Raw genomic sequence first — 21,007 nt, forward strand, 5'->3', positions numbered from 1 at the left:
CCCTCTGCCGCCTCTTAGAAGCAGGGGTAAAGATGTTTCAGCATTCAACAAATGATTTTTCAGTATTATCTACCCTCTCAGGGCAGGTACAAAGGTTTTCCCGTTACCTACAAAGTAACGGGTAAAAAGTATTGGGAGTAAGTTTCTTGTTCATCCCCCTGTGGAGTATGAACACAAGTAAAACAAAAAAGAAAAGGAGGTTATACTGAAAATGAATGGGGACAACACATGAGAGTTTTAAATCAACAATGCGAGACTATATTTTTATTATTTAATTTATAAATTAAAAGTTTTTTTATTATGAACAAAAAGTTTTTAAGTGTAGTCGTGTTTGGGGCGCTGTTGGCGTCTTCTGCAGGTACATTTACGTCTTGTAAAGACTATGACGACGACATCGATGCAGTAAACGGCAGAATCGATGAACTCGCAAAAAGTCTTTCAGACTTACAGGCCAAAGTTGGGTCTTTTGTAAAGTCTGTTACTTATGATCCGGCTACGGGAAAATTGACTGTGGTAGATGGAGAGAACAACAGTGTGTCTTATACTATCGGACAGAATTTGCCGACTTATTCAATTAGTGTGGATAAGGAAGGTAAAATTTCGCTGTTGAAAGACGGTGAAGTTGTTTCGTCCGGTACTATTACATTCCCGGATGCTCCTACAACTCCAACCATTCCTGATGCTTTTGATCCTTCTAAATTGACAGTGGATCCTACGACAGGCAAAGTAATGTATGATGGTAAGGAAACTGGTGTAACTATACCTGGTGACGGAGTTCTTAGTATTGAAGATAAGAAAAACGCTGAGGGCGTTGTTATCGGCTATACGATTAAGTACAAAGATCAGGCTGTTACATTTGCTTTGAATGACGTATTGACTCTGAAAGGTCTTGTTTTCAAATCTGATTTGTTTGTAGACGGTATCGAAGCTATCGAATATCCTTATTTGGATTATACATATAAGGCAGGAAGCACTGCAGCTACTACTCAATGGGAAGATGAGCAAGCAGAGAAAGTTCTGTGTAAAGTAATTACTGATTCGAAAGAATGGAACTATACAGGTGGTACCGGAGCTCAATATAATCCGATTGAATATATTAATTATCACTTGAATCCGTCTAGTGCAAAAGTAAGTAAGGAAGATTTGTCTTTTGTATCCAGAGATGTTGAAGTGATTTCTTCTCGTGCTTCAGTGGCTCTTCCTGAAGTTGCTGACATGAAACCTGCTGATGAAGGTATCCTTCCGGTAGGACTCAGAGCAATAGGAAAAGACATCAAACAAGGAGGCGAAGGTTCTATCTTGGCTTTGCAGGCAATTGTTAAAGCAAAAAGTGATGCTCAGGCAGATACAACTGTAACATCTGATTACGCATTGCTTTATGCTTCTAAGGTTACTCCTCAGGCTATTGCATTTAATGATGCTACTTTAGCTGCTGAAGATTGCCGGGAATCTGCTAATCCGGACGAGTTGTTCAAGACTGTAGAAGGTGCTATCACACATGCTCCTACTTTGACAGTTGCTTATAATAGCTTTATTGATTTGAAGAATCTGTTGACAATTCACTATAATCGTGAAGGTCAGCCTGAAGCAACAAAAAATGATGGTACTCATAAAGTTTGGGCTTATGGAGATGAAGCTAAGTATGGTTTGAAGTATGACTTCGCGTTCATTCAATATACATCAGGTCAAAATGTAACTTCTGACAGTAAATATGCAGATGCAAACACTATTAAAGAAGGTGTACTTACTCCGCGTATTGTAAACTCTGCCGGTGAGACTCTTAACGAGCAAGGTGTATCTTCTGTAGGAAAACGCCCGTTGGTTAGAGTACGTGTGACAGATGCGGATGGCCGCGTTGTCTTGGCTGGATTCATTAAGATTGAAATTGCAAAACAGGTTGATGATATCGTTACAAGTGTATTCGACAAAGGCACTCACAACTTTGGATGTGATGAGGCTGATGCTATCTTGACATGGTCTGAGATTTCTTATCAATTGCTTGAAAAAGCAGCTGTTCAGTCTAAGGATGAATTCGATGCTTTATATGAATTCGATGTAGATGATAGTGGTGTAGCCAAACAGTTTGCTAAATCAGCCGATGGTAAGTCATTCGTTCCGGCTGCGATTGCACAGGTTATTGGAACAGTGAAAGAAAAGGTGGATGAAACTGGTACAACAAATACAGTTCTTCACTGGACTTTGACTACTGCAGAACAGTCTGGTATTTATGAAATGGCAGGTCATACAGCTACTATTTATGTAAGATATGTCAGCAAGCTGAATACTACATCTCATGCTCCTATCTACATGCCTTTGCAGATAGCTGTCGCTAAACCTCAGGGAACTGTTGTTACTAAGTTGACTAACTACTGGTACAGTGACGGTGACGTTGCTAAGGATGGTCAGAATACTCGTCTGAATGTTCCTTATCCGCAAGATAACGGCAATACATTGAATTATGTAGTTGACTTGAACCAGGTATGGGAAAAGGGTATGCCTACATTTACTCCTCCTGCAAACTTTGCTTCTTATACTGATGTAATATTTGCAAATCAAAACGGCGCTGCCGGAGGTTATAAGTATTACTTCGACGCTGATCAGAATGTATTGACTGTTGATGGAACTAAGTATACATTGTCAGTAGATAATGCTACAGCACCTTGTATTACAGGCGGTTCATATAAAGCTACAGCTCAGAACATGATCGATCATGCTTTGAAAGTAGATGCAGGTGTATTCACTAATACGAAGTTGTATGCTAATGGAACTGTTATTGCAACAATCGATCAGAACACCGGTAAGATTACTTATGAAAACAATGATACTTCTAAGAAGTTGTTGAATGCATATAGCCATAGTGCTGCTAAGCATTTTGCTAAGATCGGTATTTGTGCATACAGTCCTTGCAACATTGCAATGTCTTTGACGAACAATACATACAATGCATACTTCCTCCGTCCTATCGACGCAGTAGGTACAGATGGTGGAGAATTCGTTGATGCTCATGCTAATGGTTCTACTCTGGATATCGCTAAGTTGTTCAACTTCCAGGATTGGCGTAATGTTAAGTTCGTAGATGGAACTGACTATTCAAACAGCTGGTTGTATGCATTCTACGGATTGAATAAGGTAGAAGTGAAAATAGCAGATGCTACAACTACATTAAGTGGTGGCAAGTTAGGAGAGACTTTATTGTCAAGCAAAACAGAGAAAATCGTATTGACTCAGACAGATCAAAATGGTAATGCTGTTACTTCTGCTACTTTAGATCTTTCTTCTTATAATCAAGAGTCAAAGGGTACTCAAGCTACATATGATGCAATTGTTGCAGCTATGGGTAAGATCAAGTATGTAAACAACGGTAACAACGTTCAAACATTTGAACTGCGCATCCCGGTTGAGTTCACCTATACTTGGGGTACTGTGAAGACTACAGTAGATTGTACAGTTAAGAGTACAATGGGTAACTAATAGTAAAGGTTTCATTACTAAACACTGATAAGGAGGGTGCGCCGATCATTGGTGCACCCTCCTTCACAATAAGAATTGAAGGCGGAATGAAAAAGAAAGATCTGTTATATATATGTGTGTTGGTTGCCGTTTCTTGTTTCTTGTTCTCATGCGGAGAAAAAAAGAAGCAGCTCACTCCCAAAGAAGAATTCTTAATGGGGTTGACAGCTGAAGATACGGTGCAAGTACTTACCATATCACGCAGTTGCATGGATACATTGAAAGCCGGAAATATAGATGAAGCGCTGAAGATGCTTTTTATCTTGCGCGATGGAAAAGCGATACCTCTTCCCGCTGAGAAGGAACAACAACTGAGGAAAAAATTCAAGTATTTTCCTGTTGTAGATTATAAATTGGATTATTATTCTTTTTCAAGTACGGATAATAACGATGTGAAGTTTCAGATAGAGTTTTTCAAGCACACTAGTCCGGATGATCATACGCCAAATACAATTGGATTTATGTTTAATCCGGTGAAAATAGACGGAGTTTGGTATCTTGCCGTTAAAGAGGCTACCAAGGAAGCTACTGATAAGTAGTAGATGAATGGTGACGAGTACTGTTGTCATTGGTTTTTAGACTTTTAAACAGGTTTTGATTATGAATATAAAAAAAATATTAGTTGCTGTATTTGCGTTGAGTACTACAATAGCATTTGCGCAGGAGCAACGTATCAAAGAAGAAAGTAAAACGATATTTAAACCTCATTGGTTTATTCAAGCACAAATAGGAGCTGCACATACTGTAGGTGAAGGAGAATTTACTGATCTTATTTCTCCGGCAGCTGCTCTTAATGTCGGTTACAAGTTTGCTCCCGCATTCGGCGCACGTGTCGGTGTAAGTGGCTGGCAGGCAAAGGGGGGATGGGTCAATCCACGTCAGAACTATCAGTATAAATACCTGCAAGGGAATGTAGACATCATGGCGGATCTCAGTACTTTGTTCTGTGGCTTCCATCCGAAGCGTGTGTTCAACGGCTATCTTTTTGGTGGAGTAGGACTGAACCGTGGTTTTGACAATGACGAAGCAAATGCGCTCGATACCCGTACTTATGAGATGGAATATCTCTGGCAGGAAGGTAAGTTCCTCGTTGCCGGACGTTTCGGCCTTGGTTGCGACCTTCGCCTAAACGACCGCCTGTCTATCAATATCGAAGCGAATGCCAACGCCTTGTCTGATAAGTTCAACTCCAAGAAGGCCGGTAACTGTGACTGGCAACTGAATGCCCTTGTCGGTGTAAGTATCAGACTGGGTAAAAGCTACACTAAAACCGCCCCGGTCTATTACGAACCGGAACCGGTAGTGACGGAACAACCCAAACCGGCTCCTGTAGTAGAACAACCGCAACCCAAAAAGGAAGTGGTGATTGAACCGTTGAAGCAGAATATCTTCTTTGCCTTAAACTCTGCAAAGATTCAGGACGATCAGCAAGCCAAGATTAGTTCTTTAGTAGAATATCTGGAGAAACATTCTGCCGCCAAGGTAAGTGTGACAGGATATGCTGATAAGGAAACCGGTAACCCGAATATCAATATGACTTTGTCGGAAAAACGTGCAAAGAATGTGATTGAGATGTTGAAAGCTAAAGGAGTGGCAGCTGATAGAATTGTTATTGGTTATAAGGGAGATACGGTGCAGCCTTATCAGAAACCTGAAGAAAACCGTGTATGTATCTGTATAGCGGAATAATATTTGTGATTATAACTCTCTTTTCTTAAAAAAGATATTCCCTATTCTCATGTGAGGTGTTTTTTCCCACATTTTTCGTATTCGTACGAGAATCCTCACATGAGATGAATAGGAAGTGCGGGCTTGTGAAAGTCTGTGTTTCCACAATAGACCCCTTTCTTCACTTGAATGTGAGGAAATTGTATCAGGGGGTAACAGTATAAGATTATACTTGTGAAAGTGTACCTTATTCTGCCCCAAGGAGGATGCCTGCCCTTTTTTCCCTGGAGGCATCCTCTTTTGTTTTTTTTGTATCTGAAGGTACGTGTATCAAAAGTTAAAAGTAACTAAACTCTCCTCCTTCAGGAAGGAGGAGTACCCGTAGGGGGAGGTGGTAGGTGAATATATAAGCTATTGATCTTCAGCTGTGAAGTACACCTACCACCCCGGCTTTCAGCCACCCCTCCTTTCTGAAGGAGGGAAATTTAGTTACTTTTGACACACCTTCTTTTTGTTATTATACAGATCGAACATTGATTAACATACTGTCCATACAGCTCTAAAATCAATGAATATATGTGTATTGGGTGGCTTCGGTTACGAAAATACTCTTATATTTATCGCGTAATTTATTTAATAGTGATTAAAATGTTAAAAGTAGTAGCATTTATGAAGCAAGTAGCCAAGGGACTACAGATGGGGGGGAACTTTGGTACTGCGCACGTTTATCGTAGCAGTCTCAATGCCATCATTGCTTATCGTGGGAAAGGGGATTTTACGTTCAATGAAGTAACCCCAGAGTGGATAAAAGGCTTCGAGATTCACCTTCGTGGCCGGGGATGTAGCTGGAACACTGTTTCCACCTATTTACGCACATTTCGTGCGGTCTATAATCGTGCGGTAGATTGTCGTGGGGCTGTTTATGTACCGCATTTGTTTCGTTCTGTATATACCGGCACCCGTGCGGACCGTAAGCGTGCATTGGATACCGAAGACATACAGAAAGTATTCACCAAATTGCCGCAGTCGTCCGCTGTGACATCTGACATGCGTCGTACGCAGGAACTGTTCGTTTTGATGTTTCTGCTCCGTGGTCTGCCTTTTGTCGATCTTGCTTATTTGCGTAAAAGTGATTTGCACGACAATGTGATTACTTACCGCAGGCGGAAGACCGGGCGCCCTTTGTCAGTGACTTTAACTCCGGAAGCGATGGCTATATTAAAGAGGTATATGAATCGTGATACGTCATCTCCTTATTTATTTCCGTTATTAAATAGTCGGGAAGGGACGAAGGAGGCTTATCATGAATACCAGTTGGCACTCCGCAATTTCAATAGACAACTGATGTTGCTAGGTGAAATGTTAGGACTGGGGGATAAACTTAGTTCGTATACTGCCCGCCATACATGGGCAACGACAGCTTACTATTGTGAAATTCACCCGGGCGTTATTTCTGAAGCTATGGGACACTCTTCGATCACAGTGACCGAGACGTATCTCAAACCTTTCCGGAATAAGAAAATAGATGAAGCCAATAAAAAGGTGGTGGATTTTATAAAGCGCTCAATTCCAATAGCAATGTGTTGAATTTAAGCCTGTTACTTCATAGGTAACGGAGCTAAACAGCGTTGCAAAGATGGAGATATTTTGGAAAACATGCAAACAAAAAAGATATTTTTTCTGATAAACTACTAAAAAAAGAGAAATAACACGATAAAACGGCGGATTTCTTTTTATTAGACCTTTATAACCTTCTAATTATATTCAAAGATTTCCCTCCCCTCTGCCTCCTCTTTGAAGCAGGGGTAAATAAGTTTCATTACTAAATCATACAGTTTTTCATAAAGAAGGCTTCATGAGAGCCAGGACAAAGGTTTGCCCGTTACCTATGAAGTAACGGGCAAAAAGTATTGGGAGTAAGTTTCTTGTTCATCCTCTATGGAGCATGGACACAGGTAAAACAAAAAAGAAAGGAGGTTACACTAAAAATGAATGGGGACAACACATGGGATTATTGAATCGACATCGAGAGATTATATTTTTATTATTTAATTTATAAATTAAAAGTTTTTTATTATGAACAAAAAGTTTTTAAATGCAGTCCTGTTTGGAGCGTTATTAGCGTCTTCGACGGGCACATTTACATCTTGTAAAGACTACGATGACGACATCAATGGTCTGAGCGAACGTGTGGATGCAGTCGAAAAAACATTAGCTGACTTGAATACCAAGTTCGGAGCATTGGCTTATGTGAAATCGGTATCCTTTGCTAATGGTGTATTGACAGTAACAGATCAATCGGGGACTCCTACTACTTATACGATCCCTGATAACGATACGAATACTACGTACACTTTGGATGTATCTCAGGATGGTAATAAAGCTACTATTACTTTGACCGATGACAAAGGTAATAAACAGACTAAGACTATTACTTTTACAGATACTGACACTGATACCAAGTTTGATGCTACCAAATTGACTGTTGGTGAAGATGGCGTTGTAAAATATGACGGTGTTGCTACCGGGGTTACAATACCTAAGCAAGGTACGCTGACTATCACAGAAATGACTACAGATGGCGTAACTTATGGCTGGGCTATTAAATATGGTAATGCAGAACCTGTTAATTTGATGATCTGTGATGTGTTGCCTATTACAAGCTTTGGCTTCGAACCGGATGCTTATCTGGGAGGCGTTCCTTCAATGAAGGCTTTGAAAGTCGTTTACAAAGCTTGGGGTGAAACCACTAGCTGTAATCCGGCTACTGCTACTGGTGAAGTATGGGAAAAAGCTACTACAAATTCTTATGTTCGTCCGGTTATTGCGGGTACTTATTATCTGAATCCGTCAAGTGCAACTAAAGAACAGATTAAGAAGATCACTGTACTTTCTGCAGATAAAGAGTATATTAATAAAACTAGAGCAGCTGCTTCTAATCCGGAAGTTGAAAGCTATGAAGTAAAAGACGGTGTTTTGACTGTTTACTTCAAGGCTACTACTGAGTTGATTGAAGCTATCTCAAGTTCTAAGATTACTGTTTTGGCTATCCGTGTAGAAACAGAAGCTGGTAATACAATTACTGATGAGTATAGAGCTATCTACGCAACAGATTATGAAAACGTGATTTTGGGTGACAAGGCTAAAAAAGCTGCAGCTGCTGCACAACATCACTTGTATGGAACAACCTCTGGTAAGGCAGATGATGCTATCAAGGCTGACGCAGACTATGAAGTTGCTTATAACTCAACTACCGGTATCGATCTTGCTGACAAAGTTATTACTTGTTATGATGACGTGGCTGCTAATAAAACAGATTTGACTATGTCTGCTGCGGAACTGGCAAAATTAGGCTTGAAGTATGATTTCCATTTGTGTGCTTATATTGATGGTACTAATCAGACTAACCAAAGTGATTTCGCTAGATTGACAGGTTCGGTTTTGTATCCGAAATTGTTTAATGAAACAGCTACTCCGTATGCTGCCGTAGGTCGTCAGCCATTGGTACGTGTTCAGCTGTTGGATACGAAAGCTAATAATAAAGTGGTCAGCACAGGTTGGATTAAAGTGATGATCACTAAAGATAAGGCTCCTGCTATTGACGCTCCGTTCACATTTGATCCATTCACTAACCAATGTGATGATAAAGTATTCGCATTGACAGTTGAACAAATGAATGTGAAGGTTTATAACAAGTTGGGTATGGACTATAAGATGTTCAAGACTATCTATGAAGCTGCCAATCCGTTGTATACCGGCGATGGTGTGGTTACTGAGGTTGCCGATGCTGGAGAAGTTACACAAACTGACTTGTTGAAGTGGACTATTTCTCAGGCCGATATGAAGTTAGCTTTGGCGAAGACTTCTGATGTTGGCTCATTGAAGGCTGTTGTAACTTACAAACCGAAAGCTGGTTATGAAGATTCTTACAGCGATGTAACTATCACATTGTCTACTAAGGTTAATGCAATTGCCGCTGTTACAATTCCTGCTTCTAATAAGATCGCTGAATACTGGGATGCTAATAAGACTTACGTTCGTCTGAATGTAGTTGTTCCGGGTACTCTGACTGATGACTGTGCATTTGCAGTTGATTTGGATAACACATTTGAAGGAAACAAACCTATTATCACAGGTGCTACTGCTTACAAGTATATTTTTGCATCTAAGAACGTAAATCGTAAAGAGAAAGGTTTGAGCGGTACTGAATATACATTATCAGTTAGTGATGATGGCTTGACATTGAAAGCTACTGCCGGTGCTGCGACTCAAAATGTAGCAGTGATTGATGCTGATGGTGTAGTCACTTATCAAAATACAGACTTTGCAAAAGACCTGTTGAATATTGCAAGTCACAACTCAGTTCCATCTGCCGGATTCTATGCTTGGATTAACATTAAAGCAACTACCGGTGAATGTGCATTAGAGTTGCCTATCACTAACGGTGAATATATGGCTTACTTCTTGCGTCCGATTGATGTAATTGCCGGTGAAGGTAAGTTCCAAGATGCTGTTGATAATGGTTCTACAGTTAATATGCTCGACCTGTTGAGCTTCTCTGATTGGAGAAACCAAGCATTCAGCACAACAGTAAAAGCTAACTACTTCGGTTATTATGGAATCGAGCTAATTACAGTTGATATACCTAATATTACTACTGACTTGAATGGTAACGATATCAATTCTAAGAAGTTGTCTGAGGTTACTTCACAACTGGTAATTACTCAAACTGGTACTACGGTTAATCCTATTCCTGCAGCTCCTGCTAAGGATACTTATGGTACCGTTACATATACAAACAATGGTAACGCTGTCGGTGCATTCAACTTGAGATTACCTGTTACTGTCACTTACAAGTGGGGTACAGTTAAGTCTTATGTGATTATCCCGGTTGAAAAGACATTAGGTAACTAATTCTTTTTGAACTTAAATATAATGAAGCGCTTCTCTCTAATGAGAGGCGCTTTATGTTTAATGTAAATTAATCAATTATGAGCATTAGAAGAAAACTGTTGATAGGTATAATGGCTATCAGTGTATTGCCAATTTCCGCCCAGGAACAGCGTATCAAGGAACCTGAAAAGATTTCTTTCAAACCTCATTGGTTCATTCAAGCACAAATAGGAGCAGCCCATACCGTAGGTGAAGCAAAATTCACTGATCTTATTTCTCCGGCAGCAGCTCTTAATGTCGGTTATAAGTTTGCTCCCGCATTCGGCGCACGTGTTGGTGTAAGTGGCTGGCAGGCAAAGGGGGGATGGGTGAATCCGCAACAGACCTACCAATATAAATATCTGCAAGGAAATGTAGACATCATGGCGGATATCAGTACTTTGTTCTGTGGTTTCAATCCGAAGCGTGTGTTCAATGGCTATCTTTTTGCCGGAGCAGGGCTGAACCGTGGTTTTGACAATGACGAAGCAAATGCGCTCGATACTCGTACTTATGAGATGGAATATCTCTGGCAGGAAGGTAAGTTTCTCGTTGCCGGACGTTTCGGTCTTGGTTGCGACCTTCGTTTGAATGACCGCTTGTCTATTAACATCGAAGCGAATGCCAACGCCTTGTCTGATAAGTTCAACTCCAAGAAGGCCGGTAACTGTGACTGGCAACTGAATGCCCTTGTCGGTGTAAGTATCAGACTGGGTAAAAGCTACACTAAAACCGCTCCGGTCTATTACGAACCGGAACCGGTAGTGACGGAACAACCCAAACCGACTCCTGTAGCAGAAAAGCCGCAACCCAAAAAGGAAGTGGTGATTGAACCGATGAAGCAGAATATTTTCTTTGCCATAAACTCTGCAAAGATTCAGGACGATCAGCAAGCCAAGATTGCTTCTCTGGTAGAATATTTAGAGAAGAATGCTACTGCTAAAGTGAGCGTGACAGGATATGCAGACAAAGGAACTGGTAATGCCAGAATCAACAGCAAATTATCGGAAAAACGTGCGAATAATGTAGTGGAAGCTTTGAAAGCAAAAGGTATTGCTGCCGATAGAATTACAGTTGCTTATAAAGGTGATACTGTTCAGCCATATAATACTCCTGAAGAAAATCGGGTAAGTATCTGTATTGCTGAGTAAATATGGCACACAAAGGCTATTAAGAATTTAAAATTTCCCTATTTCTCATGAGAGAGTTTTCCCCACTTCTTTATATATATCATTTATATAAGGCGTTCTCTCTGAGAATCTTAAGAGGTCCGTACTTGTGAAAGTCCGTACTTCTGCAATAATAACCCTTTCTTCACTTAAATGTGAAGATTACATTGGGGAATAGTTGGAAAGGTGGTGCTTGCGAAAGTACTCCTTTCTCTTACCTATTTCCTGTTGGAGGATGTCTCCCTTTTTCCCACGGACATCCTCTTTTATACAAAAAGGCGACTCATACTGAATGGGCCGCCTTTTCTGTTATTTAATCTCGATTTCCTCCTTCATATCGATTTCCTCTCCATGTGTATCGTAGAACACATATTGCAGGAAAGCGAGTTTCTGACTTGGAATGATCTTGATACCGAATCCGTATTTCATCTGCCACTTCCGTCTGAGGGAAACGAGTCCCTGATTGATGAAGGCGGCGACATACGGATGGACGTGTAACGAGAATTTCTTTACCTTCAGTTTGTTGACCAGATAATCAATTTTACTCTCTAAAGTGTCCGTAAAGAGAATGGACGATTTGATAGTACCTTTTCCGAAGCAGGTAGGGCAGATTTCGGTCGTGTTGACGTCCATTGCCGGACGCACGCGTTGGCGTGTAATCTGCATCAGCCCGAATTTGCTGAGCGGCAGAATATTATGCCGTGCCCTGTCTTTCTGCATGTTGGCACACATTCGTTCATAAAGCTTCTGACGGTTTTCGGCTTCATTCATATCGATGAAGTCCACGACGATGATACCACCCATATCTCTTAATCGTAGTTGGCGAGCCAGTTCGTCGGCGGCTCCCAGATTTACTTCGAGTGCGTTACCTTCCTGCCCGTTGGCATTCTTGGTGCGGTTACCGCTGTTCACGTCTACTACGTGAAGCGCCTCAGTGTGCTCAATAATCAGATAGGCACCACTCTTGTAAGAGACTGTTTTACCAAACGATGATTTAATCTGCTTGGTGATACCGAAATTGTCGTAAATGGGAAGCTGGCCTTTGTACAGTTTCACGATGTTTGCCCGGTCGGGTGCGATCAGTGTCACGTAGTCTTTGATTTCATTGTACACAGCCTCGTCGTTGACGTGAATATTCTCAAAAGAAGGGTTGAAGAGGTCGCGCAACAAACCTACGGCGCGGCTGGTCTCTTCATAAATCAACGTCGGATACTTGGTGGCTTTCTGTACTTTCGCCATTGCATCTTCCCAATGCTTGATCAGGACTTTAAGCTCTCCGTCGAGTTCGGCCACGCGTTTGCCTTCGGCCACTGTGCGGACAATCACACCGAAGTTTTTCGGTTTGATGCTCATCAACAGTTGTTTCAGGCGGGCACGTTCTTCGCTCGATTTAATCTTTTGCGAAACGGAAACCTTATCATTAAAAGGGATCAGTACCAGATAGCGTCCGGCAAACGAAATTTCGGATGTCAGTCGTGGTCCCTTGGTAGAGATAGGCTCCTTAACGATTTGCACCACCACTTCTTGTCCGACCTTTAATGTATTGGCCACTGTGCCATCCTTGTCCAGGTCAGGAAGTAGGGTTGCTTTACTGATGGAGTTCAGCTTCTTTTTGTCGCTTAAAGTCTGCTTTACAAACTTTTCGAGTGAGTTAAATTGAGGACCCAGGTCAAGATAATGAAGAAAAGCGTCTTTCTCGTAACCGACGTCTACAAAGCATGCATTCAGTCCGGGCATCAATTTCTTGATACGTCCCAAATACATATTGCCCACTGAGAAAGAAATGTTTCTTCCTTCGCTTTGAAGTTCCACCAGACTCTTGTCTTCGAGAAGGGCGATGGAGACCTCTTTGGGCTGTACGTCTATTACAATTTCACTTGTCACTGTTTTGCTTTCTTATTATTGATTGAATCTCATTTATATGAACAACTTTTTTGACAAAATGTTCATTTAGGGTTAGCTACTTAAACAAAGAACAAACTTGAAAGACATGTAGCTTCGCAAGTTTGTTCTTTATTCTGTTTGATCAGACTTAAAAATTATTTTTTGCTTTTATGTCTGTTCTTTCTTAGTCTTTTTTTACGCTTGTGCGTAGACATTTTATGTCTTTTTTCTTTTTTCCGCTTGGCATAGCTTCACATTTTATGGGTTAATACTCTTGTTTATTATTTCTTTACTGAAATTGTAAATGTCTTAGCCGGTTTGAAGGCCGGAATGTTGTGCTCTGGAATGATGATAGTAGTATTCTTAGAAATATTACGAGCTGTCTTTTGAGCTCTTTTCTTAACTACGAAGCTACCAAACCCGCGAAGGTATACATTCTCATCGTTAGACAATGAGTCTTTAACAGCTTCCATAAATGCTTCAACTGTTGTAAGAACTGTTGTCTTATCAATACCGGTTTTCTTTGTAATCTCGTTTACAATATCTGCTTTAGTCATTTTTCCTTAAAAAAAATATTATTACTAGGTTCTTGCTAATTTTTTGGACTGCAAATATATAGCTTTTTGGTCTCCTAAAAAAATATATTCTGCACATTTTTCTAAAAAAGTGGAGGCATTAAGTTTTCTTAGAGACAAAAGAGTTACTTTTGTACTGCTTTTGGATAGTATATACGAGATAAATGTTAGATGATAGATCGAAATCAGGAATGAATATTTTTAGTGAGGCTATAGTTGAATGGTATAAAGAATACAAGCGTGATTTGCCTTGGAGAGAATCGTCGGACCCGTATCGGATCTGGATATCGGAGATTATTCTCCAGCAGACACGGGTGGCGCAGGGATATGATTACTTTCTCCGGTTTATCAAACGTTTTCCTGATGTGAAGGCATTGGCAGACGCTGACGAGGATGAGGTGATGAAATACTGGCAGGGACTGGGATATTATTCTCGTGCCCGCAACCTGCATGCTGCGGCCAAAAGTATGAATGGAGTTTTTCCGGAAACATACCCCGAAGTGCTGGCGCTGAAAGGAGTAGGGGAGTATACGGCGGCAGCTATCTGTTCTTTTGCCTACGGTATGCCTTATGCGGTGGTAGACGGAAATGTGTATCGGGTACTTTCCCGTTATTTCGGCATTGATACTCCGATTGACTCGACGGAAGGAAAGAAACTGTTTGCTGCTCTGGCGGATGAAATGCTGGATAAGAAACAGCCGGCTCTTTATAATCAGGGTATTATGGACTTCGGAGCGATACAGTGTACTCCACAGTCACCCGATTGTTTGTTTTGCCCGTTGGCGGATAGTTGTTCGGCACTTTCAACAGGAAGGGTGACTCAGCTTCCGGTGAAACAACACAAGACAAAGACGACGAACCGTTACTTTAATTATATCTATGTACGTGCGGGCGCGCATACCTATATAAATAAGCGGACGGCAAACGATATATGGAAGAACTTGTTTGAACTGCCACTGATAGAAACTCCGGTTGCTTTGTCCGAAGAGGAGTTTCTTGCATTGCCGGAATTTAGGTCATTAATAGCATCGGGTGAGAATCCGGTGATACGCTTAGTCTGCCGGGGTGTGAAGCACGTGTTGTCACATCGGGTCATCTATGCCAACCTGTATGAAGTGGCTTTGCCCGAAGACACGAAGTCCTTCGCTAACTTTCAGAGAATACGATTGGAGGAATTGGACAAGTATGCGATTTCCAAGTTGGTGCAGACCTTAATTCAGGTAATAAGTAATAGGTAATAAGCTGCGCTATAAACCGAATGGTTAATACCTATTACCTATTACTTATTACCTACTTATTACTTAAAATACTTGCATACTATTGTTATTCTGTTTAATTTTGGCAGCAGATTTAAATAATAGAATCATAAACTTGATACATGTATGTCAGTAAATAAAGTGATATTGATAGGAAACGTAGGACAAGATCCTAGGGTGAAATATTTCGATACAGGTTCGGCAGTGGCAACTTTCCCTTTGGCTACTACTGATCGTGGCTATACATTGGCCAATGGAACCCAGATTCCCGAAAGAACGGAATGGCATAATATTGTTGCATCCAACCGTTTGGCTGAGATTGTGGACAAATATGTGCACAAAGGTGACAAACTGTATCTAGAGGGGAAAATAAGAACCCGTTCATATAGTGATCAGTCGGGCGCTATGCGTTATATCACTGAGATTTTTGTGGACAATATGGAAATGTTGTCTCCGAAAGGGGCTAATACAGGTGCGGGAGCTCCTCAACCATCTGCAACACAGGCTCAGCAGCCGCAGCAGATGCAACAGCCGCAACAACAGGCGCAGCCGTCACAGGCACAGCCGATACAAGATAATCCGGCAGATGACTTGCCGTTTTAGATACTGTGATAATGTGTCAATAGGCTGATGGCTGATTGGCACATTATCTTTTGTTTAACTAAAATACATACTCTTTGGACTCAGATGGTTATTTAAGCCAATTGGCTGAAATTTTCAACGGTATTACCGTAAACACTCCTTCAATCTCTGCTATTATCGCCATAGTACTGGCAGGTGTGCTCCTGCTTGCTTCCGGCTTTGCTTCGGCTTCTGAAATAGCTTTTTTCTCACTCTCTCCTTCGGACTTGAATGATATTGACGAACACAATCATCCTGCTGACGAAAAGATCAGCGCACTCCTTGGAGATTCCGAACGGCTTCTGGCTACGATACTGATCACTAACAATTTTGTGAATGTGACCATTATCATGCTCTGCAACTTCTTCTTCATGAATGTATTCGTGTTTCATTCTCCCTTGGCGGAGTTCATTATACTGACTGTAATCCTGACTTTCCTGTTATTGTTGTTTGGAGAGATCATGCCGAAGATTTATTCAGCACAAAAGACATTGGCATTTTGCCGTTTCTCCGCTCCGGGCATCTATTTTCTGGAAAAACTGTTTCATCCGGTTGCTTCTATGCTGGTGCGTTCTACCACTTTTCTGAATAAGCACTTTGCCAAGAAGAATCATAATATTTCTGTGGATGAACTTTCTCATGCATTGGAATTGACGGACAAAGCTGAAATTTCTGAGGAAAATAATATTTTGGAAGGAATTATCCGCTTCGGTGGTGAGACTGTGAAAGAGGTGATGACATCTCGTCTTGATATGGTCGATCTGGATGTCCGTACCCCTTTCAAAGAAGTGATGCAGTGTATCATTGAAAATGCTTATTCACGTATCCCTATTTATTCCGGTTCGCGGGATAATATCAAGGGTGTGCTATATATCAAGGACCTTCTGCCACATGTCAATAAGGGAGATAATTTCCGTTGGCAATCATTGATCCGCCCTGCTTATTTTGTGCCGGAGACGAAGATGATTGATGATCTGCTTCGTGATTTTCAAGCGAATAAGATACATATTGCCATTGTGGTGGATGAGTTTGGAGGTACTTCCGGACTGGTGACAATGGAGGATATTATCGAAGAAATCGTAGGCGAGATTCATGATGAATATGACGATGAAGAGCGCACATATGTTGTGCTGAACGATCATACATGGATATTTGAAGCAAAGACACAGTTGACTGACTTCTATAAGATTGCGAAAGTCGATGAAGATGAATTTGAAAAGGTAGTAGGTGACGCTGATACGCTGGCAGGCATGCTGCTCGAAATAAAAGGTGAGTTTCCGGCATTGCATGAGAAGGTGACTTATCACAATTATGAGTTTGAGGTGCTGGAGATGGATAGCCGCCGTATTCTGAAGGTTAAGTTCACGATTCTTCCGAAGGAGATGGATGAGTCGGAGAGTAAGGAGTGATGAGTAGATAAGGCCTGTTCGGGCGGAGAAACTATAATCGGAGAAGAAATTATAAACCAAAAACGATGGGATTATTTCTGCAACATAAGACGGTTGATATGCAGTGGGCTGTCTGGAAGATGGAGGAATCTTTGGATACACTGTTTAGTCTTCTGCCCGATGCCAGAAGAGTTTCTTGTGAGCAGGAAATGCAGCGTTTTACTTCGGACCGAAGGAAACTGGAATGGTTGTCTGTCCGTGTGCTGCTATATTCCATGTTGCAGGAAGATAAAGAGATAGGATATTCATCGGAAGGAAAGCCGCATTTGACAGACAATTCTTCTTTTATCAGTATTTCTCATACAAAGGGGTATGTAGCTGTGATACTTAGTTCCGTAGCTCCTGTAGGCATTGATATTGAGCAATATGGACAGCGTGTGAAAAGAGTGTACGATCGTTTTATCCGTTCCGACGAGCGAGTAGAACCTTATCAGGGAGATGAGACTTGGAGTATGCTGTTGCATTGGTCGGCAAAGGAGACAATCTTCAAATCAATGGAAAATGCTGATGCTGATCTTCGGAAACTTTGTTTATCACATTTCATTCCTCAGAGCGAAGGGGGATTCCAGGTGCGGGAGTATGCAACGGAACGGCAGCAATTGTTCACCGTCGGTTATCGTATTTGTCCGGACTTTGTTTTGACGTGGATTGTCACTATTTGAAGCATATCTGCATATTGATAAGCGGTGAATAATGAGTGGAATAGTCCACCAATTATTCACCGCTTATCTTTGGTTACTTATCTTTCTTGTTCAGTCTGTAACTTAATGCTCCCGATGGACATTTACTGATTTGTGCAATTAGCTCTTCCGTTGTAGCATTCTCGATTTGTACCCACGGCCTCTCTTTCGGGTGGTAAACATTGGGTAACATTTTTACGCAGATTCCTGCATGCTGGCACATTTCCGGCTGCCATACAATGGTTAGTTCGCCATTGGTATATTCAACTTTTTTTTCCCATATCTATACTTATTTAATATGAATGCCACGCATTACAATTCTCTTCCATTCCGGATGTTTATGAATGTATCCGGCTACAAACGGACAAAGTGGAACTAAGCGTAAACCTTGTCGTTCGATATCCGCCAATGTCTTTTCTGCAAGCTGTGAACCGACTCCTCTTCCTCCAAGGGAAGCGGGGACTTCGGTATGTACAAGATAGATTTCTCCATTATTTGATTTGATATAGTCTATCTGGGCTATCTTGTCATCGATCTGAAATTCATACCGATGTTTCTCCTCATTATCGATTAATTTATAATCTTCTGCCATAACTTTACGTATTAAGTTTGATTATAATATAAACACTTGAGGATTGATTTTGTTTATAAAGAATTTTCTGCTTGTTTACAAGGTCATTGCCATTTGTCTTATCTACCTGCTATACAGACAATCGTTCTAACTGAACGGTAAAATGCCGCATCAAGGGGGCTTCCCAAGCGATGCGCACACCACGGGTGATCGTTTCTCTCCGTTCGAATACGTTTCTGAGGGCGGCAGCTATTACGTTCATGTGATTGTCCGTATATACCCTGCGAGGGATGGCAAGGCGAAGTAAATCAAGGCCGTTAAAGCGATTTTCGTGAGTGATAGGGTCACGGTCGGCAAGGATGTAACCAATCTCGCAGCCGCGTATGCCTGCCTCCAGATAAAGTTCGACGGTTAATGTCTGTGCGGGAAATTCTTCTTTCGGGACATGTGTCAGCACTTTGGAAGCATCGACGAAAATAGCATGGCCGCCGGCAGGACGTTGATAGGGGATTTCGTATTCGTCCAGTTTCTGGGCGAGGTATTCTACCTGTTTGATACGTGTTTCCAGATTATCAAATTCTGTGTTTTCGTCAAGACCGATAGCGAGGGCGTTCATGTCCCGTCCGTTCATGCCGCCGTAGGTTAAGTACCCTTCGTATTGCACGCAGAAACCTTTGGCACCTTCATACCATTCTTTGCGTCGGGTGGCAATGAAACCGCCCATGTTGACTATGCCGTCTTTCTTGGCACTCATTGTCATACCGTCGGCAAGATCGAACATTTCACGGGTGATTTCTTTGATTGATTTGTCTTGATAACCTTTTTCACGCATCTTGATGAAGTAGGCATTCTCAGCAAAGCGGGCGGAGTCGAAAAGTACAGGTTTGTTGTATTTATCGGCGATAGCACGTACTTCACGCAGGTTTTGCATGGATACAGGTTGACCTCCTGCGGTATTGTTGGTAATGGTAACAATGATAAAAGGAATGCAGTCGGCATATTCGCTTAGTGCTTTCTCTAATTTGGCAGGGTCTACATTTCCTTTGAAGGGAATTTCCAGTTGAGTATTCTTTGCTTCGTCAATCGTACAGTCCAGTGCGATGGCGTGCCGTCCTTCGATATGTCCTTTGGTGGTGTCGAAATGCGAGTTGCCGGGTACTATATTGCCTTCATGTACCAGATAAGAGAAAAGAACATTTTCTGCTGCCCGTCCTTGATGGGTAGGAATGATGTATTCGAATCCTGTTATTCTTGTAATGGTATCTTTTAGTTTGAAGAAGGAGGTGGCACCGGCATAACTTTCATCACCCAGCATCATGCCTGCCCATTGGCGGTCGCTCATGGCTCCCGTTCCGGAGTCGGTGATAAGATCAATATAAACTTGCTCTGATTTGAGTTGAAAGACGTTATAATGTGCTTCTTTAATCCATTGCTCGCGTTCTTCGCGGGTACTTTTTCTGATGGGTTCTACCATCTTGATTTTCCATGATTCAGCAAAAGGTAATTTCATTGTCCTCGATTTTAGATTTTTATCCGACTAAAATACTGAATATGTATGAGATGGACAAGTTTTTGATGACTTTTTGTAAGGATAGGGATGCGTAATTGTTTTTGAAGGGACATGGAAAGAGTAGATGGGACGGAGAGAAAATCTAGAAGGGAATGTGTAGAATCTAAGAGATGAGGTTTAAAAGTCAAGTTTGCTATCATTTAGTACTGTTATCCAAAGTGGAGTGATATGCTTATTAGAGTTTCTATGCACCTTCTTTCAAGTCATGCGGTTGATTGAGTGGACTTATGCGGTCGATCGTTTGTAATCGAGAGGTTGATTGAGGATAAACCAACGGTCTGTTTGGCTCAAACGGAGGGTCTGTTTGTGGTAATTAGAGCCTCTGTTTGAGTCAAACAATAAATACCTGATTTTTATTTTTCGATGAGAGTAAGGTCATCAATGCAGAAATATTTACCAGTATTCATTCCAAACTCGCCCGAGTCTGAAGAACTAGGAATAAGTGTGATTTTAGAAGCATCTTTAAGAGGGGTTAAATCAAACCATATCCATGTATTTACTGGTTTATCAGTATCAGTTTTGTAATCGGCAAGTTTAATTTTTGTTTCAGCAATTTTTTTCCCTTTATTGTCGTATCCTGTCGCAGTAACCTCATACCAATCTCCTTTTTTGAAAGGTCTTGCGTAACTGTCACCTTCCGTCATACCGATGTAGGCATTTTTACTAGTGGTTATCCATAGACCTTTAATGGAATATTGAGAGTCTATAATTGTCATAGAGGCTGTGGTATTTTCATCACTGTAGACACCTAAATATACTTCCCCGGTTTTTATATTTCCACAGTTGGGTTGACAATTTTGGAAGTGGCTAGTTTTGTTGGTGTAAGTGAAGCCTGCGAAGCTATACCCTTGTCCCCAGTCCGAGTAATAATGATCGAAGGTTACATAACTTTCAGGATCAGTGAATGTGTCTTTAAAATAGTATCCTGAAACTTCGGTACTAGTTGAAGTAAATTCACTCTCCGATTCCGTTAATTGGTTTTCGAAGCTGACAACCACTTCTTTTTTCTCATTTTCTCCTCCTTTATTATCATCACCACCTTTTACTTCATCATTCTCATCACTACATCCACAAAAAGCGAATACTGATACCAGTAAGAATAAAGATAACTTTTTCATTTTTG

At 41.2% G+C, this 21,007-nt stretch carries 16 protein-coding genes; 10 read left to right on the forward strand and 6 right to left on the reverse strand.

Translation table 11 applies throughout. From position 1 onward, the window contains the following. Nucleotides 1–300: 300 nt before the first annotated feature. The 6 genes from HMPREF9007_RS09135 to HMPREF9007_RS09105 all read left to right on the forward strand — a co-directional run bounded on the left by HMPREF9007_RS09135 (nt 301) and on the right by HMPREF9007_RS09105 (nt 11,261). Nucleotides 301–3,471: a hypothetical protein gene (locus HMPREF9007_RS09135; RefSeq protein WP_008762269.1), complete on the forward strand. Its 3,171-nt coding sequence runs from the start codon at nt 301–303 to the stop codon at nt 3,469–3,471. 86 nt (nt 3,472–3,557) lie between these two features. Beyond that, nucleotides 3,558–4,049, forward strand: coding sequence for a hypothetical protein (locus HMPREF9007_RS09130; RefSeq protein WP_008762270.1), 492 nt, complete (start codon nt 3,558–3,560; stop codon nt 4,047–4,049). Between the two features lie 61 nt (nt 4,050–4,110). After that, entirely contained in the window at nt 4,111–5,199 is a 1,089-nt protein-coding gene (locus tag HMPREF9007_RS09125) for an OmpA family protein (protein WP_016267124.1), read from the forward strand. A gap of 627 nt (nt 5,200–5,826) precedes the next feature. Then, a complete protein-coding gene (locus HMPREF9007_RS09115) occupies nt 5,827–6,765 on the forward strand; it encodes a site-specific integrase (protein ID WP_050547408.1) in 939 nt (312 codons plus the stop codon). Between the two features lie 489 nt (nt 6,766–7,254). Then, complete coding sequence (locus tag HMPREF9007_RS09110; protein ID WP_008762274.1) at nt 7,255–10,092, forward strand: hypothetical protein; 2,838 nt, start codon at nt 7,255–7,257, stop codon at nt 10,090–10,092. Nucleotides 10,093–10,169: 77 nt separating this feature from the next. Next, on the forward strand, nt 10,170–11,261 hold the full coding sequence (locus tag HMPREF9007_RS09105; protein WP_008762275.1) for an OmpA family protein: 1,092 nt from the start codon (nt 10,170–10,172) through the stop codon (nt 11,259–11,261). Nucleotides 11,262–11,588: 327 nt separating this feature from the next. Here HMPREF9007_RS09105 and HMPREF9007_RS09100 read toward each other — a convergent pair whose 3' ends face one another. Both HMPREF9007_RS09100 and HMPREF9007_RS09095 read right to left on the reverse strand, forming a co-directional pair. After that, entirely contained in the window at nt 11,589–13,163 is a 1,575-nt protein-coding gene (locus tag HMPREF9007_RS09100; RefSeq protein WP_008762276.1) for an Rne/Rng family ribonuclease, read from the reverse strand. Between the two features lie 281 nt (nt 13,164–13,444). After that, nucleotides 13,445–13,720, reverse strand: a complete 276-nt coding sequence (locus tag HMPREF9007_RS09095; protein ID WP_008762277.1) for an HU family DNA-binding protein — start codon at nt 13,718–13,720, stop codon at nt 13,445–13,447. 209 nt (nt 13,721–13,929) lie between these two features. Here HMPREF9007_RS09095 and mutY point away from each other — a divergent pair, with 209 nt between their 5' ends. The 4 genes from mutY (at nt 13,930) to HMPREF9007_RS09075 (ending at nt 17,725) form a co-directional block, all read left to right on the forward strand. After that, on the forward strand, nt 13,930–14,976 hold the full coding sequence (gene mutY / locus HMPREF9007_RS09090) for an A/G-specific adenine glycosylase (RefSeq protein WP_008764802.1): 1,047 nt from the start codon (nt 13,930–13,932) through the stop codon (nt 14,974–14,976). Between the two features lie 144 nt (nt 14,977–15,120). After that, nucleotides 15,121–15,597: a single-stranded DNA-binding protein gene (ssb, locus tag HMPREF9007_RS09085; protein ID WP_008762279.1), complete on the forward strand. Its 477-nt coding sequence runs from the start codon at nt 15,121–15,123 to the stop codon at nt 15,595–15,597. Between the two features lie 74 nt (nt 15,598–15,671). Continuing rightward, the gene (locus HMPREF9007_RS09080) at nt 15,672–17,024 is read left to right on the forward strand and encodes a gliding motility-associated protein GldE (RefSeq protein ID WP_008762280.1); all 1,353 of its coding nucleotides are present in this window, start codon (nt 15,672–15,674) and stop codon (nt 17,022–17,024) included. 65 nt (nt 17,025–17,089) lie between these two features. Continuing rightward, nucleotides 17,090–17,725, forward strand: a complete 636-nt coding sequence (locus HMPREF9007_RS09075; protein WP_008762281.1) for a 4'-phosphopantetheinyl transferase superfamily protein — start codon at nt 17,090–17,092, stop codon at nt 17,723–17,725. Nucleotides 17,726–17,798: 73 nt separating this feature from the next. Here the strand turns inward: HMPREF9007_RS09075 and HMPREF9007_RS0125235 are convergent, their stop codons facing one another. From HMPREF9007_RS0125235 to HMPREF9007_RS09060, 4 genes are all read right to left on the reverse strand, one after another. Then, nucleotides 17,799–17,966, reverse strand: a complete 168-nt coding sequence (locus HMPREF9007_RS0125235; RefSeq protein WP_008762282.1) for a (4Fe-4S)-binding protein — start codon at nt 17,964–17,966, stop codon at nt 17,799–17,801. Nucleotides 17,967–18,032: 66 nt separating this feature from the next. Next, complete coding sequence (locus tag HMPREF9007_RS09070; protein WP_008762283.1) at nt 18,033–18,335, reverse strand: GNAT family N-acetyltransferase; 303 nt, start codon at nt 18,333–18,335, stop codon at nt 18,033–18,035. Nucleotides 18,336–18,444: 109 nt separating this feature from the next. Continuing rightward, on the reverse strand, nt 18,445–19,824 hold the full coding sequence (locus HMPREF9007_RS09065; protein WP_008762284.1) for a tryptophanase: 1,380 nt from the start codon (nt 19,822–19,824) through the stop codon (nt 18,445–18,447). A gap of 413 nt (nt 19,825–20,237) precedes the next feature. Continuing rightward, entirely contained in the window at nt 20,238–21,002 is a 765-nt protein-coding gene (locus HMPREF9007_RS09060) for a DUF4465 domain-containing protein (protein ID WP_008762285.1), read from the reverse strand. Between the last annotated feature and the right edge of the window lie 5 nt (nt 21,003–21,007).

Origin of the sequence: Bacteroides sp. 1_1_14 (assembly GCF_000162515.1) — a bacterium.
In the GTDB taxonomy this organism is placed as follows: Bacteria; Bacteroidota; Bacteroidia; order Bacteroidales; family Bacteroidaceae; genus Bacteroides; species Bacteroides thetaiotaomicron.

What these genes read in the sequence shown, in the direction of transcription:
- HMPREF9007_RS09135 (WP_008762269.1), top strand. Translation starts at nt 301, where the DNA reads ATGAACAAAAAGTTTTTAAGTGTAGTCGTGTTTGGGGCGCTGTTGGCG.
- HMPREF9007_RS09130 (WP_008762270.1), top strand. Translation starts at nt 3,558, where the DNA reads ATGAAAAAGAAAGATCTGTTATATATATGTGTGTTGGTTGCCGTTTCT.
- HMPREF9007_RS09125 (WP_016267124.1), top strand. Translation starts at nt 4,111, where the DNA reads ATGAATATAAAAAAAATATTAGTTGCTGTATTTGCGTTGAGTACTACA.
- HMPREF9007_RS09115 (WP_050547408.1), top strand. Translation starts at nt 5,827, where the DNA reads ATGTTAAAAGTAGTAGCATTTATGAAGCAAGTAGCCAAGGGACTACAG.
- HMPREF9007_RS09110 (WP_008762274.1), top strand. Translation starts at nt 7,255, where the DNA reads ATGAACAAAAAGTTTTTAAATGCAGTCCTGTTTGGAGCGTTATTAGCG.
- HMPREF9007_RS09105 (WP_008762275.1), top strand. Translation starts at nt 10,170, where the DNA reads ATGAGCATTAGAAGAAAACTGTTGATAGGTATAATGGCTATCAGTGTA.
- HMPREF9007_RS09095 (WP_008762277.1), bottom strand. Translation starts at nt 13,720, where the DNA reads ATGACTAAAGCAGATATTGTAAACGAGATTACAAAGAAAACCGGTATT.
- mutY (WP_008764802.1), top strand. Translation starts at nt 13,930, where the DNA reads ATGAATATTTTTAGTGAGGCTATAGTTGAATGGTATAAAGAATACAAG.
- ssb (WP_008762279.1), top strand. Translation starts at nt 15,121, where the DNA reads ATGTCAGTAAATAAAGTGATATTGATAGGAAACGTAGGACAAGATCCT.
- HMPREF9007_RS09075 (WP_008762281.1), top strand. Translation starts at nt 17,090, where the DNA reads ATGGGATTATTTCTGCAACATAAGACGGTTGATATGCAGTGGGCTGTC.
- HMPREF9007_RS0125235 (WP_008762282.1), bottom strand. Translation starts at nt 17,966, where the DNA reads ATGTGCCAGCATGCAGGAATCTGCGTAAAAATGTTACCCAATGTTTAC.
- HMPREF9007_RS09070 (WP_008762283.1), bottom strand. Translation starts at nt 18,335, where the DNA reads ATGGCAGAAGATTATAAATTAATCGATAATGAGGAGAAACATCGGTAT.
- HMPREF9007_RS09065 (WP_008762284.1), bottom strand. Translation starts at nt 19,824, where the DNA reads ATGAAATTACCTTTTGCTGAATCATGGAAAATCAAGATGGTAGAACCC.
- HMPREF9007_RS09060 (WP_008762285.1), bottom strand. Translation starts at nt 21,002, where the DNA reads ATGAAAAAGTTATCTTTATTCTTACTGGTATCAGTATTCGCTTTTTGT.